Here is a 19,130-nt window from a genome sequence, read left to right on the forward strand (position 1 = left end):
TGTATAAAGGGCAGGAGCAGGTCGGCGGCGTCGGCGGCGATGACCGCCAGGGCGTGCTCGACGATCGCGGTGGCGGGGTGGGGCGTGGCGCGGTAGGGGCCGGTCTTCTGGTCCCACAGAAGCAGGGGTGCGGTGGGGACGCGGGTCATCGCGTCGTTGATCGCCGCAATGGCGGCGGGCAGGGCGGGCTGCCCGGCGACACGGGAGGCCAGCAGCGACCTGACCTGTTCGCGCAACGAGCGCAGCTGCGTCGTGCAGACCTCCGCAAGGCCGGTGCCCTCCGGAGCGAGGTCGCGCCGCGTCAGCCACTGCTCGGCCTGCGCCGGGGTTCCCAGGAGGTCGGCCGTGTGCCCGCCGGGCAGCGCGACGGCGCTGTTGGCCAGGGCCAGGGCGGGGTGCTCGTCCTCCCCTGGCGCCGACGGCAGGGCGACTTCTTCCCTCACGAGCTCTTCCATGCTTCTCATGGTACGGGTTGCACTCATCCGTGAGACGTGCGTACAGTCGAGTCACGGTTAACCCACCATCTATCCGTGAGGAACGCTTGTCATGTCTTCCCCGACCCTGCCGACCGCCTCGTTCCCCGTCCGGGTCTTCGGCGGCCCGACCGCCCTCTTCGAGTACGGCGGCCTGCGCTTCCTGACCGATCCGACCTTCGACGGCCCCGGTGACTACGTCCGTCCCGACGGCCGGTACCTGACCAAGACCGCCCCCTCCCTCGGCACCCCCGACGACCTCGGCCCCATCGACGTGGTCCTGCTCTCCCACGACGAGCACGACGACAACCTCGACAACTCCGGCCGGGCCCTGCTCGCCGACGCCTCCCTCACCCTGACCACGCCTGGCGGCGGCGAGCGCCTGGCCGGGCACCTGGGAGAGAAGGCCAAGGGACTGGCCGACTGGGAGTCGATCGAACTGGACCGCCCCGGCGGCGGCACGATCACCGTGACCGGTGTGCCCGCCATCCATGGCCCGGGCCCGCGCGAGGAGGTCGAACCGATCACCGGCCAGGTCGTCGGCTTCGTACTGACCGGGCAGGGCCTGCCCACCGTCTACGTCAGCGGCGACAACGCCTCTCTCGACGCGGTCGAGGAGATCGCCGAGCGCTTCGCCCCGGTGAACACGGCCCTCCTCTTCGCCGGAGCCCCCCGCTTCCCCGGCGTCCTCTTCGACGGCCGGTGCATCGTCCTGGACAGCGCCCAGGCCGCCCAGGCCGCGAAGATCCTGGACGCCGACCGCGTGGTGCCCGTCCACTACGACAGCTGGGCCCACTTCACCGAGGGCCGCGACGAGCTCGTCACCGCCTTCACCGCCGCCGGTCTCGCCCACCGTGTCGACTTCGGCGTCCGCGGCTGACCCCGCCCACGTCGGCCTCGCACCGCCGGGCCGAGCCCGGTCGACGGCGCCGACGCCCGGCACGCCGTAGGCCACAGCGCGCGGCTGGAGACGACCGACGGCCCGCCCCGCCCCGACCTCATCCGGCTCCTGGGTGACGGCCCCACCGGACTCGGTCTGGGAAGCCGATCACGAACGGCGCACCTGCCTGTGCGATCACACCTACAGGCGACTGGATAGGATCGCGGCATGATGGGGGATCCCGTGGCCGAGCTGCCAGAGGCCGAGTACCGACGCGTCTGGGACCGCTTCTACACGGACTTCGGTTTCCGGCCGAGTACGAACTCTTTCACATGGCCCTCCATCGAAGAGCCCGTCGGGTCGGTCACCTGGAGTCTCACTGCACTCGACGACGATCCGGGTGACGAGCGCCTGGACCGCCTGGTCGCGGTGGTCCGGCAGGGGCTGGCCTCCTGCGTCGGCCCCCAGGGCACGCTGCTCGCGCTCGACTGGCAGCACACGTCCTACCGCTTCGCACCGCGGGAGGTCGGCGGTCCCGGGCAGCCGGCCTGGCCTCTGAGCCCGTATCCCGACGGGGATTACTACATCTACCTCTCCGAAGACTTCCGCTGCGGCAGTTTCGGGCACCCCTGGGAAGAGTCCCTCTGCCTGTTCGGTGAGGAACTCCTCGCCGTCGTATCCGCCGAGGTCGACAAGGTCCTCGGCTCGCCGATCCGCAGGTCCGGCACGGCAGAGGGGCCCGCCTGAGCCTGGCTCGGCTCAGGGGCTCCCGGGTGCGGACGCGCGCGCCGGCGGCGCGGCCGGATCTGTGTCACGGAGGCGGAGCGGCCGCTTCGCTCGCGGGTCGCGCGAGCGTTCTACTGTTCCGCGGTGAACGACAGTTGGCGTGCGGTCGTCCGGTCCGTGACCGGGTGTACAGGTGGCGGTTCCCTGTCGGCAAAGTTCTCCGCGCAAGATCGACATGTCCGCGACATCGACCAAGGAAGCGCCTGTGAGAACGCATCGCACTCCGCGCAAAGCCGCCGCCCTCGCCCTGGGTGCCGCCCTGCTCTCCCTCCTGACCGCCGCCCCGGCCGGAGCCGACGACGAGGGCCTGCCGACGGTGACCCCGACCAGCGAGACCCCCGCCCTCTACGACGACGAGGCGGGCGGCAACTCCGACGCGGACGACCCCGCGATCTGGCGCAACGCGGCCGACCCCGACCGCAGCCTCGTCATCGCGACCGCGAAGGAGGGCGGCCTGCGCGTGTACGGCCTGGACGCGCGCCTCGTGCAGTCGCTGCCCGCGCCGCGTCCCCCGGCCGAGGACGACGCGCCGGGCCGGTTCAACAACGTCGACCTCGTCACCGGACTGCGCACCTCCGCCGGCCGGGCCGACGTCGCGGTGGTCAGTGACCGGGGCAACGACCGGCTGCGGATCTACCGCATCGACCCGTCCAAGCCGGGCGCCCCGCTGACCGACATCACCGACCCGGCCGCCGTCCCGGTCTTCTCCGCCGACCAGGCCGAGATCAACGACCAGCGCACCGCGTACGGCCTCGCCACCTGGCAGGACAAGGCCACCGGCCGCTCCTACGCCCTGGTCAGCCAGCGCGAGCGGACCCGGCTCGCCCTCGTCGAGCTGACCCCGACCGCGGGCGGCACCGTCGGCTACCGCAAGGTCCGCACCCTGGACCTTCCGGCGTCGTTCCGCCTGCCCGACGGCACCACGTGGTCCCCCTGCGCCGAGCCCGGTGAACTCCCCCAGGTGGAGGGCATGGTGGTGGACCCCGCCACCGGCACCCTCTACGCCGGTCAGGAGGACGTCGGCATCTGGCGGCTGCGCGCCGACCTGACCGACAAGCCGGTACTGGTGGAGAAGGTCCGCGAGTACGGCGTCCCGGGCGTCTACGACGAGAGCACCGAGGAGTGCACGGCCGGCGCCGACCCCGGCTTCGGCGGCGAGCGGCTGACCGCGGACGTCGAGGGCCTGACCCTGTTCCAGGAGTCCGACGGCGACGGCTACCTCTTCGCCTCCAGCCAGGGCGACAACACCTTCGCCCTGTACGACCGTGAGGTGAGCGAGGACAACGAGTACGAGGGCGGCTTCCGCGTCGGCGCGGCGTCCGCGACGCTCGACGGGTCGGAGGAGTGCGACGGTGCCGCCGTGCTGAACGCCCCGCTGGGCAGCCGCTACCCGAACGGCCTGCTGGTCGTCCAGGACGGCCACGAGACCCCCGAGGTCTCCGACGGCGAGGGCGGCACCCGCACGGCGACCGGCTTCAAGTTCGTCGACCTGGGCGACGTGGTGGACGCCGCCGACCTCTGAACAACCCCCCGTGGGCCGTCGGGTGCCGCACCGCACCCGACGCCCTCGGCACGCCCCCGGGTCTCCGGGAACCCCGCGCGACCGTTCGCGGGCGTAAGCAGCCGTACGGAAATTGAGTTGTCCGCCGTCGACGGGCTGGTGAGGATGATCGGGTAAGTCCCCACCCTTGCGAGGCATCATGCACGTCACCGTTCCCACCTCGGCAGGCCGCGTCCGCGGACAGTGGAAGGGTGAGGTGGCGGCGTTCCGGGGAATCCCCTACGCGGCACCGCCGTTCGGCCCGCGGCGCCTGCGGCCTCCACAGCCGCCGCAGCCGTGGGACGGAGTCCGGGACGCGTTCGTTCCCGGTGCCGCCGCGCCGCAGCCCGGCTATCTCCCGGTGATGGCCGGCCTGCTGGAGGAGGCGGCGAGCCCGGGTGAGGACTGCCTGAACCTCGACGTGTGGACACCGGACCCGGGTCGCAGCGGTGGACGGCTGCCGGTCATGGTGTGGATCCACGGCGGCGCGTTCCGCAACGGATCGGGCTCCCTCCCCTCCTACGACGGCGCGCGCCTCGCCGCGGACGGCGTCGTCTGCGTCACCCTCAACTACCGGCTCGGCGCGGAGGGCTTCCTCCTGCTCCCCGACGGCACGTCCAACCTGGGCCTGCTCGATCAGATCGCCGCGCTGGAATGGGTCCGTGAGAACATCGCCGGTTTCGGCGGCGACCCGGACAACGTCACCGTCTTCGGCCAGTCCGCCGGTGCCATCAGCATCACCGCGCTCATGACCATGCCGCGGGCCCGCGGCCTGTTCCGGCGGGCGATCACGCAGAGCGGTGCCGGCCACCACAGCCACCCGGAGGACATCGCCCGGCGCGTCACCGAGCGGCTGGCGGCCCTCGCCGGTGCGGAGCCGACCCGCGAGGGCCTGGCCGCCGTACCGCCCGACCGGCTCATGGCCGCCGAGGGCGCGCTCGGCCGGGAGATCGCACAGGCCGCCGACCCCGGACTGTGGGGCGAATCGGCGGGCGGCGGCACCACCGTGCTGCCGGTCGTGGACGGGGACACCCTCCCCCTGCGTCCGATCGACGCGCTCGCCGCCGGAGCGGGGCGGGACATCGATCTGCTCACCGGCACCACCAGCGACGAATTCCGCCTGTTCCTCGTCCCGTTGGGGATCGGGCCGAGGATCACGGACGAGGTGCTGACCGGCTTCCTCGCCGGCCTCGGCCTGGACCCCGCCGAGGCCCGCCGGGTCTACACGGCCGCGCACCCCGGGGCGACCCCGGGCGACCTGCTGTCCGCGGCCCTGAGCGACCACGCCTACCGCATCCCCGCGCTGCGGGTGGCCGAGTGCCGCGCCGCGTACGGAGCGGACACCTACGTGTACGAGTTCGCCCGGCCCTCACCCGCTCTCGACGGAGCCCTCGGTGCCTGCCACATGGCGGAGATCGGTTTCGTCTTCGGCAACCTCTCCGGCCCGCTCACCGGCCCCGACGCGCCGCGACAGCTCTCCGACCTCATGCGCGGCGCCTGGACCTCCTTCGCCCGCACCGGACGCCCCGGCAGCCCCAGCGGCTCCGCGAGCGCCGGTGACGGGCTGCCGCCCTGGCCGCCGTACGCCGGACGGGAATCCGTCCTGCGCCTGGGTGACGGCGCGCCCCGCGTGCTCGAAGGTGCCGCGGCGGACGAACGCCGGCTGTGGAAGGACCTGCGCCGGCCCGTACCCGGACACCGATCGATCCCGGAGTGACCCATGCCAGCCACCACCCCGTCCGTACGGCCCACCAGGCACGACGACGTACCCGCCGGTGTACGGGTGCTCGCCTGCGCGTTCGCGGACTACCCCTTCACCCGGCACGTCGTCGCCGCCGACGACCACCCGCGGCGCGTCCGCCGGCTGCAGGAACTCTTCCTGGCCCGCATCGCCCTGCCGTACGGCCGTTCCTGGGTCACCGACGACGGTCTGGCGGTGGCGGCCTGGACCACGCCCGAGCGTGACCCTGAGCCCGCCTTCGCCGAAATCGCCCCCGTCATCGCCGAGTTGGCGGGGAGTCGCTGGGCGGCGTACCGGTCCGCCGAGGAGGCTCTGGCGCCGCATCGTCCCGCTCACCCCGTGTGGTTCCTGGCCACGGTCGGGGTGGATCCGGACGCCCAGGGGCAAGGCCGCGGCGCGGCAGTGCTCCGGCCCGGCCTGGAGGCAGCCGAGGCCGCGGGGCTCCCGGCCTTCCTGGAGACCTCGGACCCGGGCAACGTGCGGTTCTACGAACGCCTCGGTTTCACCGTCACGGCCGAGGTCCCTCTCCCCGGCGGCGGCCCCCTGACCTGGTGCATGCTGCGGGCGCCGGGCCGCTGACCCCGTCGATGGGCTGTCAGCCCTCGAAGCGGTAGCCCATGCCGGGCTCGGTGATCAGGTACCGGGGGTGGGAGGGGTCCTGCTCCAGTTTGCGGCGCAGCTGGGCCATGTAGACCCGCAGGTAGTTGGTCTTGTTGCGGTGCGCGACGCCCCAGACCTCCTGGAGCAGCCGCGTCTGCGTGATCAGCCGGCCGGGGTGGGTCACCAGGATCTCCAGCAATTGCCACTCGGTCGGTGTCAGCCGCACGTCGTGCCCGTCCCGCAGCACCTTCTTCGCCAGCAGGTCGATGCTGAAGTCCTCGGTCTCGACCAGCGTCGTCTCGGGGACGAGCGGTGTGTCCTCGCTGCGGCGGACGGCGGCCCGCAGCCGGGCCAGCAGCTCGTCCATGCTGAACGGCTTGGTGACGTAGTCGTCGGCGCCGGCGTCGAGCGCGGCCACCTTCTCGTCGGACGCCCGCCGGGCGGACAGCACCAGGATCGGCGCTCGGCTCCAGCCGCGCAGGCCCGTGATGATGTCGACGCCGTCCATGTCGGGCAGACCGAGGTCCAGCAGGATCACGTCGGGCCGGCGCGCGGCGGCGAGCCGGAGGGCCGTGGCTCCGTCGGGGGCGGCGTCCACGCCGTAGTGCCGTGCCTGCAGGTTGATGACGAGGGCCCGCACGAGCTGCGGGTCGTCCTCCACCACGAGCACCCGGGTCATGGGGGTGTGCCTCTCTCGTCGTACGTCGGGCCGGGCGCCGGAAGCGGGCAGCCGACTGCGGGGCGGCGGGAGCCGGCGGGCCGGGGACCGTTCCCGGTCCGCCGGCTCCCCTGTGCGTCGCGCGAGGCCGTCACTTCTTCGCGGCGAGATCCTTGAGCGCGAGGTTGAGCCGCAGGACGTTCACGCGGGGCTCGCCGATGAAGCCCAGGGTGCGGCCCTCGGTGTGCTCCTCGACCAGTTTCTCGACCGCGCGCACGGGCAGGTCGTTCTTCACGGCGACCCGGTGGACCTGGAGTTCGGCGTAGGCCGGGGAGATGTGGGGGTCCAGGCCGGAGCCGGAGGAGGTGACGGCGTCCGCGGGCACCTGGGACGGCTTGACGGCGTAGCCGGGCACGGAGTTGTCCTTCACCACGGCGGCCTTGGCCTCCTCGACCTGCCGGAGCAGCACCTTGCTGTCCGCGGCGAGGTTGGTCGCGCCGGAGACGGTCAGCTCGTACCGGGTGTTGACCGAGTTCTGCCCGAGGCCGTTCGCGGGGCGTGGCTGGAAGTACCGGAGGCTGTAGCCCTGTTGGCCGATCAGGGACGAGCCGGCGACCTTGCCGTCGGCCTCGATCTCCGAGCCGTTCGCCTGGTCGTGGAAGAGTCCCTGGGCGATGCCGGTGACGACGAGCGGGTAGAGGACGCCGGTCAGCAGGGTCAGTGCCAGGAGGGCCCGCAGGCCCGCTCCGAGCACTCGGGCGGTGTTCGTGAGGGAGTTGGTCATGGCGATCAGCCGATTCCGGGGACGAGGGAGAGGATCAGGTCGATGACCTTGATGCCGATGAAGGGTGCGATCAGGCCGCCCAGGCCGTAGATCCCGAGGTTGCGGCGGAGCATCCGGTCCGCGCTCATCGGCCGGTACCGCACGCCCTTCAGGGACAGCGGCACCAGCGCGATGATGATCAGCGCGTTGAAGACGACGGCGGACAGGATCGCGGAGTCCGGCGAGGACAGCCGCATGATGTTCAGCTTGTCCAGGCCCGGGTGGACCGCCGCGAACAGCGCCGGGATGATCGCGAAGTACTTCGCGACGTCGTTGGCGATGGAGAACGTCGTCAACGCGCCCCGGGTGATGAGGAGTTGCTTGCCGATCTCGACGATCTCGATGAGCTTGGTCGGGTTGGAGTCGAGGTCGACCATGTTGCCGGCCTCCTTGGCGGCCGACGTCCCGGTGTTCATCGCCACGCCGACGTCCGCCTGCGCGAGCGCGGGCGCGTCGTTCGTGCCGTCGCCGGTCATCGCGACCAGCTTGCCGCCGGCCTGCTCCCGCTTGATGAGGGCCATCTTGTCCTCGGGGGTGGCCTCGGCGAGGAAGTCGTCGACGCCGGCCTCCTCCGCGATCGCCTTGGCGGTCAGCGGGTTGTCGCCCGTGATCATGACCGTCTTGATGCCCATGCGGCGCAGCTCCTCGAACCGCTCGCGCATGCCGTCCTTGACGACGTCCTTGAGGTGGATGACCCCCAGCACGCGGGCTCCCCGGTCGTCCTCGACCGCGACCAGCAGCGGGGTGCCGCCGGCCGCGGAGATCCGGTGGGCGACGGTGTCGGCGTCCTCGGCGACCGTGCCGCCCCGCTCCCGGACCCAGGCGATGACCGAGGCGGTGGCGCCCTTGCGGATCCTCCTGCCGTCCACGTCGACGCCCGACATGCGGGTCTGCGCGGTGAACTCGATCCAGGCGGCGCCCGTCAGCTCACCCTGGTGCCGCTCGCGCAGTCCGTACTTCTCCTTCGCCAGGACGACGACGGAGCGGCCCTCGGGGGTCTCGTCGGCCAGCGAGGACAGCTGGGCGGCGTCCGCCACCTCGGCCTCCGTCGTCCCGCGCACCGGCACGAACTCGGCGGCCTGCCGGTTGCCGAGCGTGATGGTGCCGGTCTTGTCGAGCAGCAGCGTGGAGACGTCACCGGCGGCCTCGACCGCCCGGCCGGACATCGCCAGCACGTTGCGCTGGACGAGGCGGTCCATGCCGGCGATGCCGATCGCGGAGAGCAGGGCGCCGATGGTGGTCGGGATCAGGCAGACCAGGAGGGCGACCAGCACGACCATCGTCAGGTGGGTGCCCGCGTAGTCCGCGAACGGCGGCAGGGTGGCCACGGCGAGCAGGAAGACGATCGTCAGCGAGGCCAGCAGGATGTTCAGGGCGATCTCGTTCGGCGTCTTCTGCCGGGCGGCGCCCTCGACCAGGTTGATCATCCGGTCGATGAAGGTCTCGCCCGGCTTCGTGGTGATCTTGACGACGATCCGGTCGGAGAGGACCTTCGTCCCGCCGGTGACCGCGCAGCGGTCGCCGCCGGACTCGCGGATGACGGGGGCCGACTCGCCGGTGATGGCCGACTCGTCCACCGAGGCGACGCCCTCGACGACGTCGCCGTCGCCCGGGATGACGTCCCCGGCCTCGCAGACCACCAGGTCACCGATGGTCAGGGCGGTGCCGGGCACGGTCTCTTCGGAGCCGTCCGCCAGCAGCCGGCGGGCGACGGTGTCGGTCTTGGCCTTGCGCAGTGTGTCGGCCTGCGCCTTGCCCCGGCCCTCGGCGACCGCCTCCGCGAGGTTGGCGAAGAGCACGGTCAGCCACAGCCAGGCGCTGATGGTCCAGCCGAACCAGTCGCCGGGATCCTTGAAGGAGAACACCGTCGTCAGGACGGAGCCCACGAGGACCACGAACATCACGGGCGACTTCACCATCACCCGCGGGTCGAGCTTGCGGAAGGCGTCCGGCAGCGACTTCACGAGCTGCCTGGGGTCGAACAGGCCCGCGCCGACACGGCCCTCGGGCGCCTTGTGACCCGTCGGCGCGTCCTGGTGGGGCGCCAGGGTGGGTGTGGACATGGAGTCCTCTGACTTCTCTGTACGGGTGGTCATCACGCGAGTCCTTCGGCGAGCGGGCCCAGTGCCAGGGCCGGGAAATACGTGAGACCGGTGATGATCAGGATCGCGCCCACCAGCAGGCCGGCGAAGAGCGGCTTCTCGGTGCGCAGGGTGCCCGCGGTGGCGGGGACGGGCGTCTGCCCGGCGAGCGAGCCGGCCAGGGCGAGGACGAACACCATGGGCAGGAAGCGGCCGAACAGCATGGCCAGTCCGGTCATGGTGTTGAACCAGTCGGTGTTCGCGTTCAGACCGGCGAAGGCCGAACCATTGTTGTTCGACGCGGAGGTGAAGGCGTACAGGACCTCGGAGAAGCCGTGCGCGCCCGGGTTGAGCATCGAGTGGGGCGGGGTGGGCAGGGCCATGGAGGCCGCGGTGAGGACCAGCACCAGCGCGGGGGTGATGAGGATGTAGGCGGCGGCGAGCTTCATCTCCCGCGCGCCGATCTTCTTCCCCAGGTACTCGGGCGTACGGCCGACCATCAGGCCGGCGATGAACACCGCGATGACCGCCATGATCAGCATGCCGTAGAGGCCGGAGCCGACACCGCCCGGCGCGATCTCGCCCAGCATCATGCCGAGCAGGGTGATGCCGCCGCCGAGGCCGGTGAAGGAGGAGTGGAAGGAGTCCACCGCACCGGTCGAGGTCAGGGTCGTGGAGACCGCGAAGATCGAGGAGCCGCCGATGCCGAAGCGGACCTCCTTGCCCTCCATCGCCCCGCCGGCCGCCTGGAGCGCCGGGCCGTGGTGGGCGAACTCGGTCCACATCATCAGCGCGGCGAAGCCGAGCCAGATGGTGGCCATGGTGGCGAGGATCGCGTAGCCCTGCTTCACCGAGCCGACCAGCACGCCGAAGGTGCGGGTGAGCGAGAACGGGATCACCAGGATGAGGAAGATCTCCAGCAGGTTCGTGAACGGGGTCGGGTTCTCGAACGGGTGGGCGCTGTTGGCGTTGAAGTAGCCGCCGCCGTTGGTGCCCAGTTCCTTGATGGCCTCCTGGGAGGCGACCGCGCCGCCGTTCCACTGCTTCGAGCCGCCCGTGAACTGGCCGACCTCGTGGATGCCGGAGAAGTTCTGGATCGCTCCGCAGGCGACCAGGACCACGGCGGCCAGGGCGGCGATCGGCACCAGGATCCGCAGCGTGCCGCGCACCAGGTCGGCCCAGAAGTTGCCCAGCTCACCGGTGCGCGAGCGGGCGAAGCCGCGGACGAGGGCCACCGCCACCGCCATGCCCACCGCGGCGGAGACGAAGTTCTGCACGGCCAGACCGGCGGTCTGGACGACGTGCCCCATGGTCTGCTCGCCGGAGTACGACTGCCAGTTGGTGTTCGTCACGAACGAGACCGCCGTGTCGAACGACTGCGCCGGGCTGACCGAGGAGAAGCCGAGCGAGCCGGGCAGGACGCCCTGGAGCCGCTGGAGCAGATAGAGGAACAGGACGCCGGCGGCCGAGAAGCCGAGGATGCCGCGCAGGTACGCGGGCCAGGTCATCTCGGTGTCGGGGTCGGCACCGATGCCCCGGTAGATCCACCTCTCGGCCCGCAGGTGCCGCTTCGCGGAGTACACCCTGGCCATGTAGGTGCCGAGGGGGACGTGGACGAGCGCCAGGGCGCCGGTCAGGGCGAGCAGTTGGAGCACGCCGGCGGTGACGGGACCCATGCTGCCCGCCGCGGTAACGGCTGATGTCACCGTCAGAACCTCTCCGGGAAGATCAGGGCGAGGACGAGATAGCCCAGCAGGGCGACGGCCACGACCAGGCCGACGACGTTCTCGGCGGTCACAGCTTCGTCACCCCCTTGGCGACGAGGGCCACCAGCGCGAACGCCGCGAGCACGGTGACGACGAAGGCCAGATCGGCCATCGCTAACTCCTGGAGTGAGGTTCGGTTGCTTCGGACGGTTAGAGGAAACCGCCTCTTTGGCCGGATCCGACCGTCTGTTGACGCCTCTCTTACGGTCATCCGTACGGCTTTGACGGGACTTTTACGGCCGCTGTCTCGTACCGGTGCGCGGATGGCCGTGACGGCCGGTGCCCGGCTTCACGGCAGCCGGAACCGCAGCCGGCAGATCACCGCGTCCGTCTCCCGCCGTACGGCGTGCGCGACGACCGCGCCCCGCTGGTTCTGCAGCAGCCGTTGCCACAGCCGCTCCGGCTCGGTCTCCGGGATCAGCACGGTGACCCGGGTGCCGGGTGCGGCGGCGGCCACCGCGCGGACGTACCCGGCGATGGGGCGGCCGAGCGTGCGCCGGGCGCAGGGCAGCCGCACCAGCGGCACCCCGGGGTCCCACGCGGCCCACGCGCGGTCCAGGGCGTGCGCCTGGGCGCGGTCCTCCGGGTCCGGGTAGCACACGGTCACCGCACGCACCTCGTCGCCGAGGGAGGCGGCGGCCGTCAGCGCCTCCGACGTCAGCCGGGACAGCGAGGACACCGGCACGATCACCAGCGAGCGGTCGCGGTGCGGGGGTTCGGGGATCCGGCCGAGCCCGAGCCGCTCGCCGATCCGGGCGTAGGCGCGGTGCACGGTCTCGAAGGCGAGCACCAGCAGGGGCAGGGCGAGCACGATCAGCCAGGCGCCCTCGGTGAACTTGGTCGCGGTGACGACGACGGCCGCGATGCCGGTGAGCAGCGCGCCGCAGCCGTTGAGCAGCGCATTGCCGTGCCGTCCCGGGCCGCGTTCCCGCGCCCAGTGCCGGACCATGCCGACCTGGGCGATCGTGAAGCCGACGAACACGCCGACGGCGAACAGCGGCACCAGGGTGTTGGTGTCGCCGCCGGAAAGGACCAGCAGCGCGGCGGAGACGGCGGCCAGCGCGAGCACGCCGTGCCGGTGCACCTGCCGGTCGGCCTTCAACGCGAACACGTGCGGCAGGTAGTTGTCGCGGGCGAGGAGCTTCAGCAGCACGGGCAGCCCGCCGAAGGACGTGTTCGCGGACAGCGCCAGCAGGATCGTCGTGGCGAACTGGAGGACGTAGAAGGCCCAGGTGTGGCCGAGCGAGGCGTCCGCCAGCTGGGCGAGGACGGTGACGCCCTCGACGGGCTGGAGCTGGAAGCGGCCGATCAGCACCGACAGGCCGATCAGCATCAGGCCGAGCACGGCGCCGAGCGCGACCTCCGCGCGCTGGGCGCGGCGGGCCCGCGGCATCCGGAAGGACGGGACGGCGTTCGCGATGGCCTCGACGCCCGTCAGCGCGGCGCAGCCGGAGGCGAAGGCCTTCAGCAGGAGCAGGGCCCCCACGGTGGAGGCGTTGTCCGCGACGACCGGGGCGTGCCCGGCCGCGGTCACGGTGCTCACGGGCTGGGACCGGAACAGGCCGACGGCGACGAGGACGAAGACGGAGCCGACGAACACGGCCGTCGGCACGATGAACGCCTTCGCCGATTCCACGATCCCGCGCAGGTTCACGGCGGTGATCAGCGCGAGCACGGCCAGGCACAGCCCCAGCCGGTGGTCGTACAGGGCCGGGAAGGCGGAGGTCAGCGCGGCCACGCCGGCCGTGACGGCGACGGCGACGTTCAGCACGTAGTCCAGCACCAGGGAGGCGGCGGCCACCAGGCCGGTGCGAGCGCCCAGGTGCCGCCGGGCGACGGCGTAGGAGCCGCCGCCGTCCGGGAAGGCCGCGATCACCTGCCGGTACGACGCCACGAGCACCGCCAGCAGGGCGGCGACGGCCAGGGTCACCGGCATCGTGAAGCCCAGGCCGTGGGCACCCGCTGCGGCCAGGACGAGGACGATCGCCTCGGGGCCGTACGCCACCGACGCCATCGCGTCCAGCGAGAGGGCGGCGAGGCCGGTGACGGCGGTCAGCCGATGGCGTTCCCCGGTATCGGGCGGCTCCTCGCCGGCGGGGTCGGCATCCGGCTCGGTGGTCAGGACGGACATGGGTGCGTGCTCCTTCTTCCCGCGAGCGCGCACACACCGTGGAAGTGTGCGCGCGTGCCCCCAGGTTCTGTCCGTCTCCGGCCCGCTTCCGCCGTTCCTTGCGGCTTCTTCGCGCCCGGCCTGCCGACTTTGACGAGCCCTTGACGGGCGCTCGGCCGGCCGGACCGGTGGTCAGCCGGTCCTTCGGGCCACGGCGTTCAGGAGGGCCGCTCCGCGTTCGGCGTCGTCCACGCTCACCGCGAACTCCCTTCCCGTGCCGGAGCGGACGACCAGGCACGCGCCGCCGCGCAGCATCACGGTGGTGCCCAGTCCGCTCAGCCGGTAGCCCCAGCCGCCCACCTGGGCGGGCGTACGGTGCTCGGCGCGGGCGGACGCGATGCCGTCGGGAGTCCAGCGCCGGCGCGGCCGGCCGAAGGGGCCGAAGGCCACTTCCAGTCCGCGCTCGCTGACCCGGGCCTGCACCGAGGAGCAGCACAGGACCAGCACGGCGGCGACGGCGAGCGACGCGGCGGTCGTCACTCCCGAGGTCCGGTCGGTGAGCCCCGCCAGCACCGCCACGGCCGCGCCGCCGGCGAGCAGCCCCAGCACGGCGGAGACCGCCTGGAGCCACGGGTTGGAGGTGCGGGAGAGCCAGACGAACCGCTGTCCGGGGGGCACCTCCATGGTCGGAGCCTCGGCGACGGAGTGCGCGACGGCCGGTGCACGGCGTACGGCCAGGACGGCGGCCACAGCGCTGACGGCCGCCACGACCAGCGTGCCCACGGCCCAGCCCGTCACCGAGCCCGCCGCGTGCCAGTCCGGGCGGTCCAGATTCGCCCGCACCACGGACACCTGCGCACCGACCAGCGTGACCGCGCCGCACCCGAGGCCGGCGACCGCCCACCTCGGCAGCGCGCGGGCTCCGGACCGCCACAGCGTCAGCGCCACCGCCGCCGTGAGCACCGCCCAGACCAGCGCCGGGACCAGGGCGGCGGCCCACAACGGCAGGGAGCCGTCGGGCCGGCCCGAGCCGGCGCTCCAGTGCGTGGCCAGCGGGTCCGGCAGCCGGCCGCGGGCGGCGAGGGGCAGTCCGATCAGCAGCGCCAGCACACCCGCGCCCGAGGCGGCCACGCCCCAGGCCGCCCCACGCCTGCGTTCCGCACGGTCGGTCACGGAAGCCCCCTGATCATCTCGATGAGATCGCTCTTGCCGTACCCCAGGTGTGCCGCGTCGGCCACCAGCTCGCGTACGCGGTCCAGCAGGGCGGAGCGCTGCTCCGCCCCGTCGGCGACCGTGACACCGCGGCCCCGCCGGAACTCCAGCAGACCCTCGTCGCGCAGCGTCCGCAGCCCGCGCAGCACGGTGTTGACGTTCACGCCCAGCGCGCGGGAGAGATCGCGCGCCGGGGGCAGCCGGTCGCCCGGCCCGCACTCGCCCTCGGCGACGGCCCGCCGGACGGCACCGGCGACCTGTTCGTGCAGGGGGCGGTTGTCGGTGGCGTTCAACCTCAGCAGCATGGTGCTAATGACGATAGCACCAACGGTGTGTTCTGACGGCTCACCGACCCCGCTTTGTTCGACGGGGCGTTCGACCGAAGAGCCGCGCCTCGGTCGGGTCGCAGTCATACATTGTTGTGATGACCGCTTCCCTGCCGCCCGGTGGCGCCGTCCTCGACGCGGACGAACTGGATGCCCGGTGGGCGGACGCCTGGCGACCGGAACAGGTCGCGGAGCGGCTGGGCGGGGTCGGCGTGGCCTGGTGCGTCGTGGCGGGGTGGGCGCTGGATCTGTTCCGCGGATGGCAGTCGCGGACCCACGGCGATCTGGAGATCGCCGTGCCCGCGGCGGGGTTCGCGGAGGTTCGGGACCGCTTCCCCGAGTACGCGTTCGACGCGGTGGGTTCGGGACGGATCTGGGCGAGGGCAGGAGCTGAGGTGCTCGCGGCCACGCACCAGACCTGGGTGCGGGACCCGGCGAGCGGACGGTTCCTCTTCGACGTCTTCCGCGAGCCGCACGACGGCGGGACGTGGATCTGCCGGCGGGACGACAGCCTGCGGCTGCCGTACGACGCGATCATCGAGCGGAATGCCGACGGCATCCCTTACCTCGTGCCGGAGCTGGTGCTGTTGTTCAAGGCGAAGGAGCCGCGGCCCGAGGACCACGCCGACTTCGACGGAGTCCTGCCGTTGCTGAGCCAGGCGCGGCGCGACGTTCTCGGCGGGTGGCTGAAGCACGCGCATCCCGGACATCCGTGGCCGGCGAGACTGGCGCGACGGTGACGCAGGCCGGTTCGGTCCGACGCCGCCTGCCGCTGTGTGTCCTCACCAAGTCACCGAGGGACGAAACCCGCGTCCGAGGGGCCGCGCTCGTGCCGGTCCTCGTCGATACGGCACTCGCCGCGCGGGAAGGCCGGCCGTCTTCCGGTGACGCCTGACCCGTTGGCAGGGCCCGCTCGCGTTCCGCGGACGGTCGGATGCCCATGGGTGAGGCCAGGGCCCTGAGTAGCCTTGTGCACCATGGTGCTGCTGATGGGCCATGCGGTCGGCCTCGTCAGCTTCCTGCTGTACCTCGTCGGAGCCGGAGTCCTCTTCGCGATCGGCTGCTTCACCACCCGCTCGGTCCTCGGCCTGTCCGAGCAGCGGAGCATGGTCGGCGGCGCGGCGCTCCCGCTGGTCTACGGAGCCGGTCGCCTCGTCTGGCTGAAGTCGGGGCTGCCCACGCCGTACAGCGACTACGACCGCCGGCGCAGGCAGGATCACCGGGACTACTGGAGCTGACGGGCACCGCGCCGCAGGCCGCCCGGCTCGCGGCGGGCGGGCTTCGAGGGGCGACAGCGTCTTCTAGCGGGCCGCGGTGTCGGGGTGGATCGGAGTCCGGGTGCGGTGCAGGCCGAGGTGGCGCTCGGGATTGACCACCGTGGACAGGCCGTTGAGCAGCAGACGGGTGCCGCCGCGGAGGTGGGCGACGTCCTGGGAGCCGTCTCCGGTGGGCACGAGCCAGGTGTACTGCTCGGTCCAGGTCAGGCGGGAGCCGGCGGGATCGTCGGCGAACTCCACGGTGACGAGGGAGATCCAGCGGACGCGGCCGTCGACCTCGGCCTCGTAGACGTACACGATCCGGGTGTCCGGCACGATGTCCAGGAACCGGGAGCGGTAGGCGAGGTGTTCCTCGGTGTCGCCGGAGACGAAGACGTTGCTGGCCTTCTCGCCGCCGCCGGCCCGGAAGTCCAGGTCGTGCCGGGCGGTGGCGGATCCGCCGGGAAGGCGGAACCAGCGGCTGCGCAGGGACGCTTCGGCGAAGCCGCGGAAGACCTCGGACCGGGGCACCGTGAAGTCCAGGTCGAGGGAGAAAGAGCCGTGCCGGACGCTCATTGGATCAACCTAGCACGGGCGGCGGCACCGGCCGGCCGCCGCCCGAGGCCCCGTCAGAGCCAGCCCTCCAGCGACTTCAGGAAGCCGTCGAGGTCGTCACGGTGGATGCAGTGGCCGGTGTCCGGCACGTACACCGCCTCGAAGCCTCGCCCGCGGAGCCGTTCGGCCAGCTCGTCCGGGACGAGGTGGTGGTCGCCGGCGCCCTGGACCAGCGAGGGCACCTCGGCGCGGGCGGGGATCAGGTCGCGGTCGCTCTGCAGCCACTCGATGGCCCGGACGTCCCAGCGGGCGTACCCGGCCAGTTCCGCCTCGATGTCCTCCGGCAGCCAGCGGGGGCACAGCTGGCGGATGCTCTCCGCGGTGGCCGACTTGGTGGCCTGCGCGAACTCCCGTACCTCGTCGACCGATGTGGCGCCGAGCTTCCAGGCGGGGTCGCTGTAGACGATTTTGGCCGGGCGCAGGCCGGGCACCGCGAGGGCGAGCACGGGCGCGCCGAAGGAGTGGGCGAGGGCAAGGTCGACGCCCGCCGGGACCGACTCCACGAGGTCGGCCGCGAGCAGATCGGGCGTGTACTCGTCGGCGTGCGGGCTGTCCCCGTGGCCGCGCAGATCGGGCATGAGCACGCGGTATCCGCGCTCGGCGAGGGCGGGCGCCACCCGGCGCCAGGTGTCCGCCGACGACATCACGCCGTGGACGAGGAGCACCGTCCGGTCGCCGTCGCCGACCTCGTGCAGTGCGAGCTTCATGAGCGGGGGGTGTCCTTTCGGGCGCGGTTGGGAGAATCAGGGGTTCCGCTCGACCAGTTCCAGCAGCGCCCTGGCGGCCAGCCGGTAGCCCAGGGAGCCCAGGCCGACGACGATGCCGGAGGCCAGCGGGGCGATCACGGACTCGTGCCGGAACTGCTCCCGGGCCCACACGTTGCTCAGGTGCACCTCGATCCAGGGCCGCGGGTAGGCGGCCAGGGAGTCCCGCAGGCTCCAGCCGGCCATCATCAGCGCGCCGGGGTTGACGATGGCGCCGACGCTGTCGTGCAGCCGGTTGATGTCGCGCACCAGGTCGCCCTCAGAGTCGTGCTGGAGGGAGAGCACCTCCCAGCCCGCTCCGCTCACCTCGGCGGCGACGGCCTTCTCGATGTCGGCGAGGGTGTCGGTGCCGTAGATCTCGGGCTCGCGGCGGCCCAGGATGCCGAGGTTGGGGCCGTTCAGCAGGAGCAGGGTGCTCAAGGGGTCACCTCACTGTTCGACGGGCCGGGGCGTTTGGAGTCGTGCGGGCCGCGGGCGGTGCCGGAGCCGGCGTCCTTCAGGGTGAGTTCGGCGTCGGCGAGTTCCTCCGCGCGGGTCATCGCGGCCCGCAGGACGGGCGGCGTCATCAGCGAGGTCACGATCGCGACGAGGACGATGATGGTGTACGCGTCGGTGTCCAGGACGCCGAGGCGCAGGCCGGTCATCGCCACGACGACCTCGACCACGCCCCGGCAGTTCATGCCGGCTCCGAGGGCGAGCGCCTCCCAGCGGTTGAGCCGGCTGAACCGGGCGCCGAGGAAGGCGCCGGCGAACTTGCCGAGGACGGCGACGGCGAGCACGGCGAGGGCCGCGGCGAGGACGTCGGGGTGGCGCAGGCCGGTGAGGTCCATGCGCAGCCCGGCGGTGGCGAAGAACAGCGGGGCGAGGAAGGCCAGCGCGGTGGTCTTCAGCGGTTCCAGCTTCTCCCGGTCCAGGTCCTTGCTGGTGCCGACGAGCACGCCGACCACGAAGGCGCCGAAGATCGCCTCCAGTTCCATGGCCTGGGTGGCGGCGGCGCCGAACAGGACCAGGACGACGACCGTCATGATCGTGGGGGTGGCGCCCTCGGCCCGGCCCGCCCGGCGCAGCGCGGCGCCCACCAGGGGGCGGCCGATCAGCAGGGCGAAGAGCACGACACCGACCGGGTAGAGGACGGCGGTCGCCATGACGCCCGCGGTGAGTCCGGCGGTGGCCATCGCGGAGACCACGGACAGCAGGAACCAGCCGACGATGTCGTCCACGACACCGGCGGACAGGATCAGCTGGCCGATGTCGCGGTGCAGCAGCTTCATGTCGAGGAGGGTCTTGGCGATCACCGGGATCGCGGTGACGCACATCGCCACGCCGAGGAAGAACGCGAAGACGGTGGCGTCGACGCCGTCCGGCAGCAGGATGCCGCTCAGCGCGAAGCCGGTGGCGACGCCGAGGCCGAGCGGCAGCACCAGACCGGCGATGCTGACCCGGGCGGCGGTCACCCCGCGCTTGCGGACGAGCGCGAAGTTCAGCTCGGCGCCGGTGAC

At 72.4% G+C, this 19,130-nt stretch carries 20 protein-coding genes; 7 read left to right on the forward strand and 13 right to left on the reverse strand.

Annotation, left to right across the window (positions count from 1 at the left end):
* Positions 1-455: ABATE domain-containing protein (locus tag CCN44_RS08865; protein ID WP_107502055.1), on the reverse strand; the 455-nt coding region annotated here is incomplete at its 3' end.
* 91 nt (positions 456-546) lie between these two features.
* On the opposite strand from CCN44_RS08865, the gene CCN44_RS08870 reads away from it, so the two are divergent.
* The 5 genes from CCN44_RS08870 to CCN44_RS08890 all read left to right on the forward strand — a co-directional run bounded on the left by CCN44_RS08870 (position 547) and on the right by CCN44_RS08890 (position 5,999).
* The gene (locus tag CCN44_RS08870) at positions 547-1,353 is read left to right on the forward strand and encodes an MBL fold metallo-hydrolase (protein ID WP_059246601.1); all 807 of its coding nucleotides are present in this window, start codon (positions 547-549) and stop codon (positions 1,351-1,353) included.
* A 243-nt stretch (positions 1,354-1,596) separates the two neighbouring features.
* The gene (locus tag CCN44_RS08875; protein WP_244203898.1) at positions 1,597-2,100 is read left to right on the forward strand and encodes a DUF2716 domain-containing protein; all 504 of its coding nucleotides are present in this window, start codon (positions 1,597-1,599) and stop codon (positions 2,098-2,100) included.
* 244 nt (positions 2,101-2,344) lie between these two features.
* Entirely contained in the window at positions 2,345-3,661 is a 1,317-nt protein-coding gene (locus CCN44_RS08880) for a phytase (RefSeq protein WP_059246599.1), read from the forward strand.
* 178 nt (positions 3,662-3,839) lie between these two features.
* Positions 3,840-5,396 carry a carboxylesterase/lipase family protein gene (locus CCN44_RS08885; RefSeq protein ID WP_086697292.1) on the forward strand — a complete coding sequence of 519 codons (1,557 nt, stop codon included), beginning with the start codon at positions 3,840-3,842 and terminating at the stop codon, positions 5,394-5,396.
* Between the two features lie 3 nt (positions 5,397-5,399).
* Complete coding sequence (locus tag CCN44_RS08890; RefSeq protein ID WP_086697293.1) at positions 5,400-5,999, forward strand: GNAT family N-acetyltransferase; 600 nt, start codon at positions 5,400-5,402, stop codon at positions 5,997-5,999.
* Between the two features lie 16 nt (positions 6,000-6,015).
* Here the strand turns inward: CCN44_RS08890 and CCN44_RS08895 are convergent, their stop codons facing one another.
* From CCN44_RS08895 to CCN44_RS08930, 8 genes are all read right to left on the reverse strand, one after another.
* Positions 6,016-6,699, reverse strand: coding sequence for a response regulator (locus CCN44_RS08895; RefSeq protein ID WP_086697294.1), 684 nt, complete (start codon positions 6,697-6,699; stop codon positions 6,016-6,018).
* A gap of 130 nt (positions 6,700-6,829) precedes the next feature.
* Positions 6,830-7,462 (reverse strand): potassium-transporting ATPase subunit C, encoded by a 633-nt coding sequence (locus CCN44_RS08900; RefSeq protein ID WP_086697295.1) that lies wholly within the window; start codon positions 7,460-7,462, stop codon positions 6,830-6,832.
* Positions 7,463-7,467: 5 nt separating this feature from the next.
* On the reverse strand, positions 7,468-9,597 hold the full coding sequence (gene kdpB, locus CCN44_RS08905) for a potassium-transporting ATPase subunit KdpB (RefSeq protein ID WP_059246594.1): 2,130 nt from the start codon (positions 9,595-9,597) through the stop codon (positions 7,468-7,470).
* Positions 9,597-11,258, reverse strand: a complete 1,662-nt coding sequence (kdpA, locus tag CCN44_RS08910; RefSeq protein ID WP_086697296.1) for a potassium-transporting ATPase subunit KdpA — start codon at positions 11,256-11,258, stop codon at positions 9,597-9,599. The genes kdpB and kdpA overlap by 1 nt, the downstream gene beginning before the upstream one ends.
* Before the next feature lie 32 nt (positions 11,259-11,290).
* Positions 11,291-11,380, reverse strand: a complete 90-nt coding sequence (gene kdpF, locus CCN44_RS08915) for a K(+)-transporting ATPase subunit F (protein WP_009326374.1) — start codon at positions 11,378-11,380, stop codon at positions 11,291-11,293.
* Positions 11,381-11,637: 257 nt separating this feature from the next.
* Positions 11,638-13,479: an APC family permease gene (locus tag CCN44_RS08920; RefSeq protein WP_086697297.1), complete on the reverse strand. Its 1,842-nt coding sequence runs from the start codon at positions 13,477-13,479 to the stop codon at positions 11,638-11,640.
* 171 nt (positions 13,480-13,650) lie between these two features.
* Positions 13,651-14,631 (reverse strand): SdpI family protein, encoded by a 981-nt coding sequence (locus tag CCN44_RS08925; protein WP_223283707.1) that lies wholly within the window; start codon positions 14,629-14,631, stop codon positions 13,651-13,653.
* The gene (locus CCN44_RS08930) at positions 14,628-14,975 is read right to left on the reverse strand and encodes a GntR family transcriptional regulator (protein WP_086697298.1); all 348 of its coding nucleotides are present in this window, start codon (positions 14,973-14,975) and stop codon (positions 14,628-14,630) included. Before CCN44_RS08930 ends, CCN44_RS08925 begins: the two co-directional genes overlap by 4 nt.
* A 119-nt stretch (positions 14,976-15,094) precedes the next feature.
* Here CCN44_RS08930 and CCN44_RS08935 point away from each other — a divergent pair, with 119 nt between their 5' ends.
* A complete protein-coding gene (locus tag CCN44_RS08935) occupies positions 15,095-15,736 on the forward strand; it encodes a nucleotidyltransferase domain-containing protein (protein WP_086697303.1) in 642 nt (213 codons plus the stop codon).
* A 237-nt stretch (positions 15,737-15,973) separates the two neighbouring features.
* On the forward strand, positions 15,974-16,234 hold the full coding sequence (locus CCN44_RS08940) for a hypothetical protein (protein WP_086697299.1): 261 nt from the start codon (positions 15,974-15,976) through the stop codon (positions 16,232-16,234).
* A 63-nt stretch (positions 16,235-16,297) separates the two neighbouring features.
* On the opposite strand, the gene CCN44_RS08945 is transcribed toward CCN44_RS08940, so the two are convergent.
* From CCN44_RS08945 to CCN44_RS08960, 4 genes are all read right to left on the reverse strand, one after another.
* Positions 16,298-16,828, reverse strand: a complete 531-nt coding sequence (locus tag CCN44_RS08945; RefSeq protein WP_086697300.1) for an SRPBCC domain-containing protein — start codon at positions 16,826-16,828, stop codon at positions 16,298-16,300.
* A gap of 53 nt (positions 16,829-16,881) precedes the next feature.
* Positions 16,882-17,574, reverse strand: coding sequence for an alpha/beta fold hydrolase (locus CCN44_RS08950; protein WP_086697301.1), 693 nt, complete (start codon positions 17,572-17,574; stop codon positions 16,882-16,884).
* A 36-nt stretch (positions 17,575-17,610) separates the two neighbouring features.
* The gene (locus CCN44_RS08955) at positions 17,611-18,051 is read right to left on the reverse strand and encodes a type II 3-dehydroquinate dehydratase (protein ID WP_059246585.1); all 441 of its coding nucleotides are present in this window, start codon (positions 18,049-18,051) and stop codon (positions 17,611-17,613) included.
* Positions 18,048-19,130, reverse strand: a 1,083-nt coding sequence (locus CCN44_RS08960) for a cation:proton antiporter (RefSeq protein ID WP_086697302.1), incomplete at its 5' end; no start/stop codon positions are given. The genes CCN44_RS08955 and CCN44_RS08960, both read right to left, overlap by 4 nt.

This window comes from Streptomyces tricolor (genome assembly GCF_002155905.1).
Lineage (GTDB): Bacteria > Actinomycetota > Actinomycetes > Streptomycetales > Streptomycetaceae > Streptomyces > Streptomyces tricolor.